15 protein-coding genes are annotated in these 16,595 nt (G+C 37.7%); 4 read left to right on the top strand and 11 right to left on the bottom strand.

Features of this window, described 5'->3' with window-relative positions; genetic code table 11:
• Positions 1–11 precede the first annotated feature (11 nt).
• From JN11_RS15630 to rpe, 3 genes are all read right to left on the bottom strand, one after another.
• The gene (locus JN11_RS15630; RefSeq protein WP_211360788.1) at positions 12–962 is read right to left on the bottom strand and encodes a D-2-hydroxyacid dehydrogenase; all 951 of its coding nucleotides are present in this window, start codon (positions 960–962) and stop codon (positions 12–14) included.
• A 63-nt stretch (positions 963–1,025) separates the two neighbouring features.
• Positions 1,026–2,096: a 3-phosphoserine/phosphohydroxythreonine transaminase gene (gene serC / locus JN11_RS15625; protein ID WP_144914045.1), complete on the bottom strand. Its 1,071-nt coding sequence runs from the start codon at positions 2,094–2,096 to the stop codon at positions 1,026–1,028.
• A gap of 274 nt (positions 2,097–2,370) precedes the next feature.
• Positions 2,371–3,039: a ribulose-phosphate 3-epimerase gene (rpe, locus tag JN11_RS15620; RefSeq protein ID WP_144914043.1), complete on the bottom strand. Its 669-nt coding sequence runs from the start codon at positions 3,037–3,039 to the stop codon at positions 2,371–2,373.
• A gap of 187 nt (positions 3,040–3,226) precedes the next feature.
• On the opposite strand from rpe, the gene JN11_RS15615 reads away from it, so the two are divergent.
• Positions 3,227–3,457 carry a hypothetical protein gene (locus JN11_RS15615; protein ID WP_144914041.1) on the top strand — a complete coding sequence of 77 codons (231 nt, stop codon included), beginning with the start codon at positions 3,227–3,229 and terminating at the stop codon, positions 3,455–3,457.
• A 78-nt stretch (positions 3,458–3,535) separates the two neighbouring features.
• Here the strand turns inward: JN11_RS15615 and JN11_RS15610 are convergent, their stop codons facing one another.
• The 4 genes from JN11_RS15610 to rpsO all read right to left on the bottom strand — a co-directional run bounded on the left by JN11_RS15610 (position 3,536) and on the right by rpsO (position 9,160).
• Positions 3,536–5,953 carry an ABC transporter permease gene (locus JN11_RS15610; protein ID WP_144914039.1) on the bottom strand — a complete coding sequence of 806 codons (2,418 nt, stop codon included), beginning with the start codon at positions 5,951–5,953 and terminating at the stop codon, positions 3,536–3,538.
• Between the two features lie 170 nt (positions 5,954–6,123).
• Positions 6,124–6,396, bottom strand: a complete 273-nt coding sequence (locus JN11_RS15605) for a hypothetical protein (RefSeq protein WP_144914038.1) — start codon at positions 6,394–6,396, stop codon at positions 6,124–6,126.
• A gap of 167 nt (positions 6,397–6,563) precedes the next feature.
• Positions 6,564–8,687, bottom strand: a complete 2,124-nt coding sequence (pnp, locus tag JN11_RS15600) for a polyribonucleotide nucleotidyltransferase (protein ID WP_144914036.1) — start codon at positions 8,685–8,687, stop codon at positions 6,564–6,566.
• 194 nt (positions 8,688–8,881) lie between these two features.
• Complete coding sequence (rpsO, locus tag JN11_RS15595; RefSeq protein ID WP_144914034.1) at positions 8,882–9,160, bottom strand: 30S ribosomal protein S15; 279 nt, start codon at positions 9,158–9,160, stop codon at positions 8,882–8,884.
• 224 nt (positions 9,161–9,384) lie between these two features.
• On the opposite strand from rpsO, the gene JN11_RS15590 reads away from it, so the two are divergent.
• Positions 9,385–9,804 carry an acyl-CoA thioesterase gene (locus tag JN11_RS15590; protein WP_144914033.1) on the top strand — a complete coding sequence of 140 codons (420 nt, stop codon included), beginning with the start codon at positions 9,385–9,387 and terminating at the stop codon, positions 9,802–9,804.
• A gap of 11 nt (positions 9,805–9,815) precedes the next feature.
• Here the strand turns inward: JN11_RS15590 and JN11_RS15585 are convergent, their stop codons facing one another.
• The 4 genes from JN11_RS15585 to JN11_RS15570 all read right to left on the bottom strand — a co-directional run bounded on the left by JN11_RS15585 (position 9,816) and on the right by JN11_RS15570 (position 13,536).
• Entirely contained in the window at positions 9,816–10,307 is a 492-nt protein-coding gene (locus JN11_RS15585; protein ID WP_144914031.1) for a hypothetical protein, read from the bottom strand.
• Positions 10,308–10,401: 94 nt separating this feature from the next.
• On the bottom strand, positions 10,402–10,782 hold the full coding sequence (locus JN11_RS15580) for a tautomerase family protein (RefSeq protein ID WP_144914030.1): 381 nt from the start codon (positions 10,780–10,782) through the stop codon (positions 10,402–10,404).
• A gap of 113 nt (positions 10,783–10,895) precedes the next feature.
• On the bottom strand, positions 10,896–11,420 hold the full coding sequence (locus JN11_RS15575; protein ID WP_144914028.1) for an HdeD family acid-resistance protein: 525 nt from the start codon (positions 11,418–11,420) through the stop codon (positions 10,896–10,898).
• Between the two features lie 136 nt (positions 11,421–11,556).
• Positions 11,557–13,536 (bottom strand): sialate O-acetylesterase, encoded by a 1,980-nt coding sequence (locus JN11_RS15570; protein ID WP_144914026.1) that lies wholly within the window; start codon positions 13,534–13,536, stop codon positions 11,557–11,559.
• Between the two features lie 241 nt (positions 13,537–13,777).
• Here JN11_RS15570 and JN11_RS15565 point away from each other — a divergent pair, with 241 nt between their 5' ends.
• Both JN11_RS15565 and JN11_RS15560 read left to right on the top strand, forming a co-directional pair.
• On the top strand, positions 13,778–15,163 hold the full coding sequence (locus JN11_RS15565) for a M16 family metallopeptidase (RefSeq protein ID WP_144914024.1): 1,386 nt from the start codon (positions 13,778–13,780) through the stop codon (positions 15,161–15,163).
• A 12-nt stretch (positions 15,164–15,175) separates the two neighbouring features.
• The gene (locus tag JN11_RS15560) at positions 15,176–16,510 is read left to right on the top strand and encodes a M16 family metallopeptidase (RefSeq protein ID WP_144914022.1); all 1,335 of its coding nucleotides are present in this window, start codon (positions 15,176–15,178) and stop codon (positions 16,508–16,510) included.
• Positions 16,511–16,595 lie beyond the last annotated feature (85 nt).

Raw genomic sequence — 16,595 nt, 5'->3', positions numbered from 1 at the left:
AATAGGTATGCTTATTTTTTGAAGTGGCCGATAATCAAATTAGCCAGCTCCAACCCTATTCTTTCCTGTGCTTCATTGGTTGATGCACCAATGTGCGGGGTTAATGAAATTTTAGGGTGTGTTAATATATCTACGCGTGGTGTAGGCTCATTATCAAAAACGTCCAATGCTGCAAAAGCTATCTTACCACTGTCTAAAGCAGTGATTAATGCATCTTCGTCAATTAAACCACCACGTGAGCAGTTTACTACACCTGCACCTTTTTTCATTTTCTCAAACTCTGTTGAACCAATAATTGGTTTATCAACAAAAGGCGTATGGATGGTGATAAAATCTGCTTGTTTGATGATTTCTTCCTGGGTAGCAGTTTTTACTGTTACTTTAACTGTGGTGCCTCCACCTAAAACAATTTCCAGTTCAGGGTTAAATGGGAACAAATCATAGGCTAATACATCCATACCTACCCCTATGGCAATTTTAGCCACTTCGCGGCCGATACGGCCGAAGCCTAAAATACCTATGGTTTTTCCACGTAATTCAATCCCTTTAGCATATGCCTTTTTTAGGTCGTTGAATTTGGTGCTGCCTTCAACCGGCATTTTGCGGTTGCTATCCTGTAAAAAGCGTACGCCGGTAAACAAATGTGCAAATACCAGTTCGGCAACTGATAGTGATGATGATGCAGGTGTGTTGTAAACACCTATACCCTTTTCTTTAGCGTATTCAACATCAATATTGTCAACACCTACTCCGCCCCTGCCAATCAATTTAAGATTTGGACATGCGTCAATAAGCGCTTTGCGAACTTTAGTAGCACTACGTACTGTAATACCATCATAGTTTTGCAATTTGGTTGGCAATTCATCCTGAGGTATGTTATTGGTATCAATTATGAAACCGGCTTCCTCTAAAAGTTGCTTTCCGGCCGGGTCAATCCCGTCATTAGCTAATATTTTGATCATTTTAAGTTGATTTAGTTGGCTTGAGTTGATTAAATTAAAGATTCACTTAATCAACAATTCATACTATTGTTTATTTTTTTCTGCAAATTCTTGCATCGCGTCAATCAGTACATAAACGCTGGTAATAGGCAATGCATTATAAATTGAAGCTCTGAAACCGCCTACGCTTCTATGGCCTTTAATACCTACAATTTCCTTGTCATCGCAAAGTTTCAGGAATGCTTTTTCCAATGCTGGATCTTCCATTACAAAGCAAACGTTCATATGTGAACGGTCTTCAACTGCGCAAACGCCTTTAAAGAATGGATTACGGTCAATTTCTTCATATAATACTCTTGCTTTGGCAATGTTTTCCTGTTCAATAGCAGCAATACCACCTTTTGATTTTAACCAATTTAAGGTAAGCATGGATACATAAATAGCAAAAACAGGAGGCGTATTGTACATTGAACCACCTTCAATTTGTGTTTGATAGTTAAACATTGCAGGTATTTTACGTCCTGTTTTACCTAGAATATCATCTTTAACAATTACTAATGTTGTTCCGGCAGGTCCCATATTTTTTTGAGCACCAGCATAAATCAAACCGAAATCAGCAATATTAATTTTACGGCTGAAAATATCCGAAGACATATCACAAACAACCGGAATAGGTGATTTTGGAAAGCTTTGTGATTGTGTACCGTAAATAGTATTATTTGATGTAATATGGAAATAGGCTGCGTCAGCAGGTATATTATAATCCTTTGGAATATAGGTAAAATTGCTTTCTTTTGAAGAAGCTACAATTTGTACATCACCAAAGAATTTGGCTTCTTTAAGTGCTTTATTAGCCCAAACTCCTGTTTCCAGGTAAGCAGCTTTACCACCTTCTGGTAATAAATTATAAGGGGCCAAAGCAAATTGAGTACTCGCGCCTCCTTGTAAAAACAATACTGAATATCCTTCGGGAACTTCAAGAAGTTCTTTTACCAGTTTTACCGCTTCATCCAAAACAGATTCAAACTCCGGCGAACGATGCGAAATTTCAAGAATTGAAAGCCCGATTCCATTCATATCAACTACAGATGCAGCTGCCTGTTTTAAAACTTCGTGTGGTAAAATGCCGGGTCCGGCGCCAAAATTATGTTTCATTTTATTTAATTGTTTCTAATTGAATGAATCCATTAATGACCTGATGGTTTTATCCGTTTATCGTCGGATTAAATGGCTTCAAATTTGATTTATTAATTGGTTTCACATACTTCAGTCATTAACAACTTCGTATTTAGATGGGCCGAAGTTAATTAATCTGACAAAGTTTATAGAGATTATTTGCATTTTTTTTAAAATTATACAAATTACAGACAAACTATGCCAATAATTAAAAATATTAAAAAAAATGGGGGCTTTTATTATCAGGCTTACATCACGATCGTGATACAACACCAGCATGTTTTAGGCTTGATATGGCAACAATAGGATCTGGAGCGGAGAAAACCGAGCTGCCAGCCACAAATACGTTAGCACCTTCAATAACGAGTTTTGGGGCATTCTCTGTATCAATCCCACCGTCAACCTCAATAAATAAATCTGTATTATGCTTAAAACTTAGTTCTTTGATGTCAAACACTTTTTTGTAGGTGTTTTCGATAAATTTTTGACCACCAAAGCCCGGGTTAACAGACATAATCAGCACCATATCCAAATCTCTTATAATGTCTTTTAATAGAGCTACAGGTGTAGCAGGATTTAAAGCAACGCCGGCCCGACAACCTAGTTCCTTAATATATTGTATAGTGCGGTGAAGATGCGGACATGCTTCATAATGAACGGTAATACCTGATGCACCAGCATCTTTAAAATTTTTAAGGTAACGATCCGGATCAACAATCATTAAGTGCACATCAAGAGGCTTGGTAGCATGTTTATTAACTGCACTCACTACAGGAAAGCCAAAAGAAATATTAGGAACAAACATCCCGTCCATAATATCAACATGGATCCAGTCAGCCTCGCTGTTATTAATCATTTCAATGTCGCGCTGTAAATTAGCGAAATCGGCTGCTAAAATTGATGGTGCTACCAGATGGTTCATAGTTTCAAAGATAGCGATTAGTGATTACAGGTTAACCTTTGCAGATAGTTTTTTACGCGAAAATTATGAAGTTTTCCAATCCTTGAGTTTTACCAATATTAATTAATAATCTCTAAGTGAAATATTTTACTTTTAATAATCAATAGTTTATATATTTATTAAAAGTTAATTAACCAAAACCAACAGTATGAAAAATTTCCAAAAATTCACCCCAAATGTATTAAGCCGTGCCGAACTTAAACAAATAAAAGGGAGCCAGGCTTTAGACGCCTGTTCAAATGCATGGACTGCCTGTCATCCCAGTTGTGGGCATTTCACTACCGCTTACGGAACATTTGTAACATGTATAAACAACTATCATATAACCGGCTGCTCTCCTTTGGAAGGATGGGATGTTGTTTGCGGTAATTATAATTGATAATAGAGGTTAGAGATTGGTGGTTGGCGATTGGTTAGAAAATTAATATTGACGAGTCCCAGCCTCCAATTACTGACCTTATTCCGTTTTTAAACTACTCACAGGATTCATTAACGCTGCTTTTATGGCACGGAAACTCACTGTGGTAATCGTTATTATTACAGCCAATAATGCGGCAGTAGCAAATATCCACCAGCTAATAGTAGTGCGGTAAGCAAAATCCTGAAGCCACCTATTCATTGCATACCATGCGATTGGAAAAGCTATAACAGCAGCTATACCTACCAGCTTTAAAAAATCGCCTGAGAGCATTCGCACTATGTTAGTCACACTGGCTCCCAATACTTTTCTGATGCCTATCTCTTTAGTGCGCTGTTCGGCAGCATAAGTAACCAGGCCAAATAAACCCAGGCACGCTATCAGGATGGCAAAGAGAGCAAAGGACACAAATATTTTACCCGTGTTTTGTTCCGATTGATAAAGGTGATTAAAATCATCATCCATAAACGAATAGGTAAAAGGCTGACCAGCCATATTAGCATCAGCGGAATGGTATAATGTTTGTATTTGTGATATAAGGACAGGAATGTTTTGTGTTTGAATACGGAATGCCATACCGCCTCGCTGCTCACTCAATCTTAAAACAAGTGGTTCAATTTTATTATGTAAAGAGCCTGAATTAAAATCTTTTACTATGCCGATAATGTTTATCGGAACACCATTGCCTTTGAATATTTTTTTATTAAGAGGATCATTATTATAGCCCAACATTTGGGCAGCAGTTTCGTTAATAATAGCCGATGACGAATCTGTTAGTGTGCCTTTTGTAAAGTTTCTTCCTGCAGCCATGTCCATTCCTAACGTAGGTATATAATCTTCATCAATATACCATGTTGCCAAAGCTGTTGATTGTCCAGCACTCAAAGCAGCATCTTTGCCATAAACTTCCGTATTGCCATTTTGCGATGTAGGTAAATAAGGCGTCATTGTTCCCGATTTTACACCAGCTAATTTTAGTACATCCTGCTTAAATGATCTGGCATGATTGAAAAGCGAATAAGTATTTTGCAAAACCAAAACCTGCTCCCGGTTATAGCCCAGTTTTTTGTTGCGGATATAATTTAATTGACTATAAATTACCAATGTACCAACAATAAGTACAATCACTGTTGAAAACTGAAATACCACCAAGCTGTTACGCAGCCAACTACCCTTAAAACCCGAAGCCAACTTACCTTTTAAAACCTCAATAGGCTGAAAAGCCGACATGAAAAATGCAGGATAAACACCTGCTAAAATGCCAATAATTAATGTGCTGATTAATAAATAAGGTAATAGCCATATATTTAATACCAGGTTCAATGATATTTCTTTGCCGGATAACTGGTTAAAATATGGTATTATCAATTCAGCTAAACCCAGCGCAATAATTAGCGCCAAGAAGCTGGTAAGGATTGATTCTGTTAAGAACTGGTAAATTAAAGTGCTCCGGCTAGAACCCAATACTTTACGTACGCCAACCTCTTTTGAGCGGCCTGCAGACCTTGCTGTTGACAGATTCATAAAGTTAACGCAAGCAATAAGCAGTATAAATACAGCTATAACAATAAAAATATAAACGTATTGTATATTTCCTGATGGTTCCTGTTCATTGATTAAAGTTGAATAGGAATGAATTTTGGTTAAAGGGATAGTTACAAATTTAAAATGGTCACCTTTATTCTCCAGATCTGCAATAGAAGTGTGGATATAGTTTTTTAATAATGGCTCAGCATATTTTTTAGTAGCTTCCTTTAAATAACCATCCAGATCCTGTTGGCTTATACCCTTACGGACTAAAACATAGGTTAGATAATTTACATTGATCCAATTGGTATTATAACTATCGGCCCTACCCGACATCGCACTAATTAAGTTAAAGTGTATGTGTGACTGTGCGGGCATATTTGTTATTACCCCTGTAATTTTATAGTCATCTGTATTATTTAATCTTAGTGTTTTACCAATTACATCTGTGCTGTTGAAGTATTTTCGTGCTATGTATTCTGATATTACTATTGAATGGGGCTCTTTTAGCGCATTTTTTTTGTTGCCCGCAATCATTTGCACCGTAAAAACATCAAATAGGTTGGCGTCACCAAAAAACCAATTAGGTTCAAACAAAGCCTGATCTCCTTTTTTTACCAAAACTTTACCATTATCCTTCAGCCGGGTTGCCTGCTCTATCTGCGGATAATCTTTCATTAATGTGCCAGCCATTGCAGCAGGAGATTCGCGGTCGTTAAAAACGCTACCATTGACTTTAAAATCAGAATTTACACGATATACCCGGTCAGCATTTGAGTTGTATTTATCATAACCTAATTCATCAGAAACAAACAAGGTAATGAGCAAGCAAACAGCCAATCCTAAAGCTAAACCCAAAATATTTATGGCAGAAAATGCTTTGTTACGCCAAAGGTTTCTGAATGCTATTTTAAAGTAGTTTTTAAACATAATAATGGTAACGGTAATATATGAATAAATTTATCCAACACAATGCCATTATCATAAATAGCAGAATATAAACAACTTAAATAAATAATTCTTTTTACCACCGTACGGTTTTGATGCAGTTGCTGTTCGCCTTTGAACGCATGGAGACAAAAATTAGATTAGGAGTTCAATTAGTCACAATTAAGCAGCAGATCATAATATTTCTGCATCAGAATGGTATCGTAATTTACGAGAGAGTTATAGGCCTCTGAAACCAGCTCATTTAATATAGAAGATCCAAGCTGTCCCGCGCCATTGGGAATAGAGTCGTAATATTTAATCAAATCCTTAACCCTGATAATTTCATATAGCAGCAACTGAACCAAATCAGCTTGCGAACCTGTTTGAATACCGGCCGAATTATTATTGATAAAATCTAAGGGGTCGTTATTGGTAGAAGTCATTTTTTCAATAGGTCGGTCATAAAGGCCATTAGCTGCTAACTCTAAACCTTTATGAAGCTAAAAACGTGTTTTTTGTTTTAAATTTTAGAAAAAAAAACGAAAAAAAATAATATAAAACAATAAAACCCTCAAAAAGAGGGCTTTATTTGCTTTAAACGTTATAAATTTTAGCTCTTAGTGCTTTCAGGGCGCGGTAATAAAACTTTTCTTGAAAGTTTTAATTTACCTTGCTTATCAATATCAAGCAATTTTACACGGACTTCATCGCCAATTTCAAAAATACCATCCATAGTTTCAATTCTGCGGTGGTCAATTTCAGAAATGTGCAACAATCCGTCTTTACCCGGCATAATTTCAACAAATGCACCGAAAGGCATAATTGATTTTACTTTTCCTTCGTAAATTTCACCAACTTCAGGTTTTGAAGCGATGGCTTTAATACGGGATACTGCTTTATCAATTGACTCTTTATTATCAGCAAATATTTGAACTATACCCTGGTTGCCAACTTCTTCTATTGATATAGTAGCGCCTGTTTCACGTTGCATTTCCTGGATAATTTTACCGCCGGGCCCAATAACTGCACCAATAAATTCTTTATCAATTTTAATGGTGATGATACGCGGAGCATGTGGTTTGTAATCTTCACGGGGTTGCTCAATGGTTTTCTTCATTTCGCCAAGAATGTGCAAACGACCTTCTTTAGCCTGATGTAAGGCTTTACCTAATACTTCGTATGATAAACCATTGATTTTTAAATCCATCTGACAAGCAACAATACCATTTACAGTACCGGTTACTTTAAAGTCCATATCGCCTAAGTGATCTTCATCACCCAAAATATCAGAAAGGATAGCATATTTGGTACCCATCTCATTGGTGATTAAACCCATTGCAATACCAGATACAGGTGATTTAATTTTAATACCTGCATCCATCAAAGCTAATGTACCAGCACAAACTGTAGCCATTGATGATGAACCATTTGATTCTAAAATGTCAGAAACCACACGTATAGTGTACGGGTTTTCATCATCAGCAGGTAATACTTGTTTTAACGAACGCATAGCCAGGTTACCATGACCAATTTCACGACGGCCAGCTCCCCTGTTCGGGCGAACTTCACCAGTTGAAAAACCTGGGAAATTGTAATGTAAAAGGAATTTTTGGTAGCCATTGATAAACGCACCATCAATCATTTGCTCATCATCCTTAGCACCTAAAGTAACAGTAGTTAATGATTGTGTTTCACCACGGGTGAATACAGCTGAACCATGTGCAGATGGCAAATAACCAACCTCGCTCCATATCGGGCGAATCTGGGTAGTAGTACGACCATCTAAACGTTTTCCTTCATCTAATACCAGGTTACGGATAGCGTCATACTCCACATCGTGGTAGTATTTTTTAGCAAGAAATTTAGTAACATCATCAATTTCACCAAGTGTTTCGATGTAGGCATCTCTTACTTCTTTAAACTTAGCGGCACGCTCTTCTTTTGCAGAAGCAGCGGCAGCTATCGCATAAACCTGATCGTAGGTTGCAGCATAGATAGCTTTTTTAAGTTCTTCATTGCTATTTTCGTGGCTATAAACGCGTTTTTCAGTTTTACCAACAGCAATAGTTAATTCTTTCTGAATAAAACACTGGTGTTTAATAGCGGTGTGTGCAAATTTAATTGCTTCAACCAGTTCATCTTCCTGAATCTCTTTTGATTCACCTTCAACCATGTTGATGTCGTGCTCAGAACCAGCTACGATGAACTCTAAAGTGGCATGCTCCAATTGGCTCAGAGTTGGGTTTATTATTAATTGACCATCAACTTTAGCAACACGTACTTCTGATATTGGGCCATTAAAAGGAATATCTGATACTGACAGGGCAGCTGAAGCAGCTAAACCTGCAAGGCAATCAGGCATAATGTCTTTATCGGCAGAAATTAAAGAAATCATTACTTGTGTATCAGCATGATAATCTTCAGGGAACATTGGGCGTAAAGCACGATCAACCAGACGTGAAATTAATACTTCATAGTCTGATAAACGCGCTTCACGGCGTAAAAATCCTCCGGGGATACGGCCAGTAGCCGCATATTTTTCCTGATAGTCAACAGAAAGCGGTAAAAAATCAACGCCTTCTTTTGCTTCAGGTGAAGAAACAACGGTAGCAAGTAACATGGTGTCGCCCATTTTAATTACTACAGATCCATCAGCTTGTTTGGCCAGTTTTCCGGTTTCGATCTCGATGGTGCGGCCGTCGCCTAAATCGATCACTTTTTTAATTACATTCATTTTTTTTTCGTTGTGATGCGCTTTCATCTTTAGGGCGCATCGGTTTTTTATTTGTGTGTATATTGTTTTTCAATAGGTATTTGCCTTTATGAGGCTAACTGTCACAAGCTGTTTATTACCGGTAACTTATGATGGTTAAAAGTAAAAAAGCCATCCCCTAATTTGAGATGGCTTTTAAAAAAAATGCGAAAGAATTACTTAATGATATCTCTTAGCTGTAAAGCTTTGATGATAGCACGATATCTTTCAATATCTTTTTTGTAGAGGTAAGCCAGCAATGCACGGCGTTTACCTACTAGTTTTTGCAATGATAATTGGGTTGAAAAATCGTGTTTGTTCTTTTTCAGGTGCCCTGTTAAATGCGCGATACGGGTGGTAAATAATGCAACCTGACCTTCAGCTGAACCAGTGTCAGTAGCACTTTTACCATGTTTTGCAAAAATCTCTGTTTTTGCTTCTTTACTTAAATACATTACTTGAATAATACTAAAGCGTAAATAATTTGATTAATTGAGGTGCAAAGGTAAGTTATTTTGTATAAAAAACAAGCGTTTATTTGGTTATTGTTGGGATGAATTACTGGGCTGATTATTTAAACCGGGTAATATTCCAACAGCGTTTAAAACATTATCAGGTATCCGTTGCAATCCCTAACGAAACTATGGTGACTTAATCAACTCAAATGTATCTTTGCGGTATGGAAACTCCTGTTTACGCTACTTTTGAGACTGAATTTCGTGTAAGACCTGATGATATTGATATGTTTCATCATGTGCATAACAGTAAATACTTTGATTATGTGCTTGCAGCCCGGTATGACCAGATGGAGCGGTGCTATGGCATGGCTATAGAAAAGTTTATGGAACGCGGATATGGCTGGGTAGTACGCACTGCCCATGTTGACTATAAACGTGCATTAACAATGGGTGATTACTTTACAGTAAAAACAGGCATTGAAAGTATCGATGAAAAAGGTTGCCGGGTAAGTTTTGTAATCACCAATAAAGCCACACGTAAGGTTTGCTGCGATGGCTGGTTTGACTATGTGATGATAGATATGCAAACCGGCCGGGGAGCTAAGATCCCGGCCGATATTGTTGAGCATTATATGATATAAAGTATTTTTTATTAACGCTGAGGATTGGCTGGATATACAAAACCTTCCACGCCTTTAAACTGGTATCCATCAAATCCGCCACGCCCAAGTTCATGCCTGTCAATGGTATAAAAGTGATCGCCTGTATATGGGTTAAAGTATTTTAATAAAGGTACTGATCCGGGTGCCTGGTACATATTGATATAACAAGCAGGGCCTTCCAGGTAATAACCGTTTCCTCCCCTGCCATATTCCTCATAACGAAGCGTATAATAATGATCGCCGGTTTGTTTGTTAAAATAACGGAATAACGGCACTATACTTCTGCCCCTGTCTTCGGCAGTATAAACGGTGCAAGCCGGCCCTTCTAGTACCCAGCCATTTTTGCCATTGCCATATTCATTAAAATCGGTAGTGTAAAAGTGTTTCCTTTGCTTGCCATTATAATAGCGAAGCAGTGTTTGTTGCGAAAAGCAATAATAGGATGAAAAAAGAAGAAGTGTTAAAGTGATTAGCTTTTTCATGTAATGGATATTTGTAAAACAATTGTCTGACTCTTTGCCAATAAATAAGTTTAAGGCAGTTTAATAATAAAATTAGGACTCAGCTATTTTTAGCTTAAATATGAATTTGGGTACCATTGGCAAATGCCCAATTTTCCCAGGCTGTTTCTTTAAAACACACCATTACATCATTGGGTGATATTTGCTTGTTCTTCAGGTTTTCCATCAAATCAGCCAGAATTTTACGCTTTATTTTTACGCTTCGTCCCACAGAAAGCAAAATTTCTATCATTACAAATTTGTCTGTACGGGCAACCTCCAAGTCGGGATAATTGGCGTTATAAATAAAGTTTTCAGGTTCAAGCTCTATGATGCGTTGAAAACGATCGGCAGCTGGCACCCCGTTGTTAACTAAAGCGGCATGTACAGCATCGCAAATATTTCTTTTTTCAGTAGCATCCCTTCCTTTTAAAAGGGTTAATGTTATCAATGGCATAATGTGAAATTTAATAAGCCAAAAATACATTCCTTTAATTCAGTTTGGCTTTTATTTTCAAATATTATAGTCTGTTTTAATTGAACTTTCACTCTAAATAAGCTGGTTTTTCATCATCCTCTTCTCATCATTAAACCTATTGCAATGTTAAAAAATCCGGTAACAATAAATGCAATAGCTGTCCATATAATGATGGTTAGATCGCCAAAAGTTGGGTTAAATAAGATGAGCAGGCCAAAAATAAAGGTTAGAGCTGCCCCTGCTATCAGCAACCATGAACTGCCGGTGCGTCGTAAAAACATAAATAAAGATACACCTCTGAACAGAAACCACAGGCCCAATACAATACGTAATATAGCCATACTGGCCGTTACATGGCTCATGAGTACAGCACCTAAAATCAAGTCGATAATACCCAGCATTAAATGCCAACTGCGGCCTGTTTGCGTACGGTCCTGCACTACGTGAAACAGTTCGGATACCCCTGCAACAAAAATGATAAGGCCAAATAAAAACCCTAAGGTGATAAAACTAGCCACAGGTGAGGCTATCATATAAATTCCTACCAGTACAAACAATATCCCTCTGATTAAAAACACCCACCAGTGGCGAATGCTACGGTCAATTCCTAAATCCATAATTTCTTTTTTACAGTAACTTACTGGTGAGGGAAAAGTTTTAAGAACGAAGAATTATTTTATAAGGCATTAAAATTCTGTTTCGTGGATTATAAATCCACAACATGTTGGTCAAAGATAATATCCCAAACAACAACTATTCAAACTTTTTGCCTTCTGTTATTCCTTTCCAGCTATCAGAACGAAACGCACTAACCGGGATGCCATCCTTTGTAAACAGGTTGGCATCAATGGGAGCATCTGTCCAGGCATAACGTACAGCTACCGGTTGAGGTACCTGGCTGCACCAAACTTTTACTTTATTATCTGCAGTAATAACAGCCTGAGCATAGTAGAATTTATGATCGGCGCCAGCCAATTCAAAGCCACGTACGTAGCCATATTTATCTTTTACTATTAATCCGTTTTCGGCATGGCTAAAATTGACCAGTGCATAGCCATCTTTAAATTCAGATGAGCTATAAAGCGGACTTTCGGTAAAACCTGTTAAATGATAGGTTATGGTTAATGCTTTGTTAGCCAATCTAATGCCTACATCAGCTTTATCTTTTGGATGAATATTAAAAGCATCGCCAATATCCGTTGTAACAGCCATACCTGTGTTTGGTAATTGCAGGGTTAGCGTTTGGGCTTCCCGCAGTTCGGCCCAGCCGCTGCCTATATTGCTGTTCTGAAAGCCCCCGAATGATGAAAGCTGCACAAACAGGAAGGGAAGATCACTTTTCCACTGGCTTCGCCAATCCGCTATAAGCAGTGGAAAGCTGGTACGGTATTGGCAAGACCTGTCGGCATTTGATTCCCCCTGATACCAGATTACTCCGGCTATAGCATAAGGGATAAGCGGTTTGATCATGGAATTATAGAGCATTGAGGCTGTATTATTAGGCAAAAAGTCAAAATGATACGGTTTGCTTAAATCCGGCATGGTCTTCCAGTATCCGTCAGCCATATTGACCGTTGTATCCGCAAACTGGATATTGATATCGTTACCAATACCGTTTATCCCCATACCAAACCAAGTTTCCTTTTTCTGTTTGGACAATAGCTGAATCAGTAAACTGTTATCACCGCCTTTCCAGGCACCGGCAGGTAAATCAAGCTGATAGCCGGGAGCAAGTGAACCGTTTTTGATGAGTTTTCCGTTAATGTACAATGCCATGTCGGCATCAGTGGTACCTAAATGAAGTACGGATTTGGCTTTGGAATAAGAACTATCTAGTTTAATGGTACGCTGCATAAAGCCTTCGCCCCTATATGAATATAACTTGCCCATCCATTCCCATGAACCGGGAGCATTCCCATTTTGCCAGGTGCTGAAAAAAGAAGCAGGTTCACCTGCTAAGCCATCAATAGTATAGTTTACAACCGGTTGATTGCGATAGGCGTATTGTTTTAACTGTTTATCAATTCTTATTTTTAAATCATCCCAATTAGTAGGTAATGATTTGGCAACTTCATTCAGTCCAGGAGATGCAAGCATAGCATCTTTACTTATCCAATCTTCCACCTGTGTACCGCCCCAATTGCTGCTGATTAGTCCAACAGTAACATGCAGATTTTGCGCAAGCTTTTTCGCGAAAAAATAACCTACTGCCGTAAAGTCACCAACGGTATTTGTGTCAGCCTTAACCCATTCGCCACCACTTAGCTTTTGCTCGGGTTGGAGGCTTATTTTATCGGGCACATGAAATTGCCTAATGGGCATTTGCGCAGCATTCTTTTGCTCTTGTTTAAAACCATATGCATTTTTTAGCTGAAACTCCATGTTTGACTGACCAGAACAGATCCATACCTCTCCCATCATTATATCTGTATAATCCAGTTGTTCATTTCCTGAAGAAATTTTCATTTCATAGGGACCGCCAGCTTCCATTGGTTTTAATAAAACTTTCCAATTTCCTTTTGCATCTGCTTTAGCACTTACCTGCTGCCCGTTAAAGCTTACCATTATTTTGGCGTTTTTGGTACTCCATCCCCAAATGGTTACCGGTTGATTGCGTTGTAAAACCATGTGGCTGCCAAAAAGCTTAGCTGTAGTAAGTTGTGCACTGGCCTGTAAAAACAAACCGATTATTAACAGTGCTGTAAAAAGGGGCCTCATTATTGTTTGATTCATAATAACTGCTATAAAACTGAGGGTTAAGCAAAACCCTCATCACGACGTAAAATTGCCGGTTTTTAAATATAAAGACTAATGTTCCTTTTACAATAGCTAATTTATTTTTTACAACAAGGCTGCTTTGTTTTTTATGATTATTATAAAATGTGTTAAATTTTTGATTTTGCAACTGATTTTTTAGTGATAAAAATAGCTATATCATTATATTTAAGGTCTGTAACCTTAACGTACAAATTATATGGCATCAACTTTTATTAAACGCTTACTATTATGCTTGCCGGGTCTGCTGTTTTCATTAGGCTCTTATGCACAACTTTCCTTACCACAGGGCTATTATTGGAAACAATTGCCTAACGGATTGCAGGTGCTTGTTATTGAAAATGCCAAAGTTCCGCTGGCTACAGTTGAAATTGCTGTAAAAAACGGGTCATTCACAGAAGATTCGGTTTACAACGGCCTTTCGCATTTATTTGAGCACATGTTTTTTAAAGCGAATAAGGATTATCCGACCCAGGAGAAATTACTGAAGCGTATTCAGGAGCTTGGTGCAATCTTTAATGGAACTACCAGCACAGAACGCGTTAATTACTTTTTTACTTTTGACAGAGATAGTCTTAACGCCGGGCTTAAATTTTTAAATGCAGCTATTAGATTTCCTATTTACCGTGAAGAAGATATGAAAAAAGAACGGGTAGTGGTTGATGGCGAGTTTCAGCGGGCAGAAAGCAGTCCGGGCTTTCAGTTAGAAAATGAAGTTGATAAACTTTTATGGGGCGATTTGTATACACGTAAAAATCCTATTGGAATACATAACATAATTAATACGGCCACACCCGAAAAAATGATGATCATTAAAAATAAGTATTATTTCCCCAATAATAGTTTGTTGACCATTTGCGGCGACGTAAAACATGAAGAAGCTTTTAAAATGGCCGAAGCTATTTTTGGCGACTGGGCAAGCAGCGGGTTTGATCCTATCCAGAAATACCCTATTCCAGACTTTAAGCCTCTTGCAAAAACTAATTACTTTGTAAAAGAAAGTACTATAGCTCGCACGCCCTATATTGAGTTTGCGTGGCAGGGCCCATCCTTCCTTACAGATTCGGCATCGACAGTAGCTGCTGACGTTTTTTCGACCATGTTGGGTTTAAATTCTTCAAAATTTCAACAGGCATTAGTTGATAAAGGACTGGCAAGTTATGCGTCTATAAGTTATCAAACCAGCAAATATGTGGGCCCAATAACCATATTTGTGGTGCCAAATCCTAATAAAATAAAAGAATGTTATGACGAAGTTATAAATCAGCTTACACAATTTACGAATCCTGATTATTATTCAGATGAACAAATGAAAGACGCGAAAGCTATTTTATTCCGGGATAATATACGCAGTAAGGAAAAACCATCATCATTGCCAAGCCAGGTAAGTTATAACTGGTGCAGTACCTCATTAAATTTTTATACGAATATTACTGACGATTATCAGAAAGTAACCAAAGCAGATATTTTAAAATACCTGAGCAACTATCTTTCAGGCAAACCATTTGTAGCCGGAATGATCATCAGTCCGGATTTGAATAAACAGGTAAATGCAAATTCGTTTTTTACAGCAAAAGCAAACTAAAATCTTATCAAAATGAAAAAAAATAAGCTCATGCTGTTGTTTATAGCAGCAATCTCCATCATAAAGCCGGCATTTGCACAAAATAAAGCTTACGAAACAACCGTAGATGGTGTAAAAGTTATAGTGCAACCAAGCGGTAATGACATAGTTGAAATACAAACAGTTATAAAAGGCGGCTTGCAAAACTACCCAGCTGATAAAATGGGGATAGAATCACTGGCTATGACTGCGCTTACTGAATGTGGCACTGTAAATCATGCCAAAAATAGTTTTAAAGATGCGCTGGATAAAGTGAGTGCCGAACTATCAGGCAGTACCAATAAAGATTATGCTGTTATAAGGATGAATTGTATAAAAACAGATTTTGATGCTGTCTGGAAACTTTATACTGAAGCCATAACACAACCCCGTTTTGATACCGTTGAATTTAAAAGAATTAAACAGGATGCTATCAACTCATTAAAAGAAACTGAGGGTGAACCTGATGCAGCAATTGATAAATTTGCCAATAAAGTTGCTTTTGCTGGCAGAGATTACGCCAAAGATCCACAGGGAACTCAGGCAATCATTGAGAAATTGACCGCAAAAGAAACAAAAACTTATTACCAATCCATTTTAACACGCTCAAGAATGGTAATTGTTGTTGTTGCAGATCTTGATAAGGCGGTTATTGAAAGCAAGGTAAAAGAAATGCTTTCGGTCATAAAACCAGGAACTCCTTATACTTTAAAGAAATCATTTTTCAGAATCTATAATAATACTTTCTCGTCAGAGTCGCGTGACCTGGCTACTAATTATGTAGAGGGTGTAACCAGTGGCCCTCAATTGGATGCGCCGGATTTTTATTCGTTTATGGTAGCGATGCGTATTTTTGCAAACAGGCATTTTTTAGATGTAAGAACAAAAAATGGTTTATCATATGCGCCTCAGGCCTGGTTTAGTACAGGTACAACATCGGTTGCTAAATTTGCGGTATCCACTACCCAACCTGATAAATATATAGCTGTTTTTGATAAGCTGGTTGATAGTACCAAGAACCATGGTTTTACAGCTGCAGAATTGGCCGATATGAAGGTTACCTTCCTTACCGGTTTCTATTATAAAAATGAAACCAACTTTGCACAGGCATCATCAATTGCTGCAAATGAGGTATTGCATGATGACTGGAAACGTTCATTAACGCTTATAGATAACATTAAGAAAATAACGATTGAAGATGCCAACACCGCTTTCCGCAATTATATTGGTAATACGGTTTGGGTTTACCAGGGAGATACCAAAAAAGTAAATCCAGTTCTGTTTACTAACGGAACCATTAAAAGGGCTGATAACCCGGTTGGGCAATAAGTACTTACCTATTTATATAAAAAAGGCACAAAATTTTAATTTTGTGCCTTTTTTATGGAGTACTGACATTATCGTGTCGGCGTTC

Origin of the sequence: Mucilaginibacter frigoritolerans (genome assembly GCF_007830615.1) — a bacterium.
GTDB classification, from domain to species: domain Bacteria; phylum Bacteroidota; class Bacteroidia; order Sphingobacteriales; family Sphingobacteriaceae; genus Mucilaginibacter; species Mucilaginibacter frigoritolerans.
Note: the sequence above shows the minus strand (reverse complement) of the source record. Positions and strands in the feature narration are given on the sequence as shown.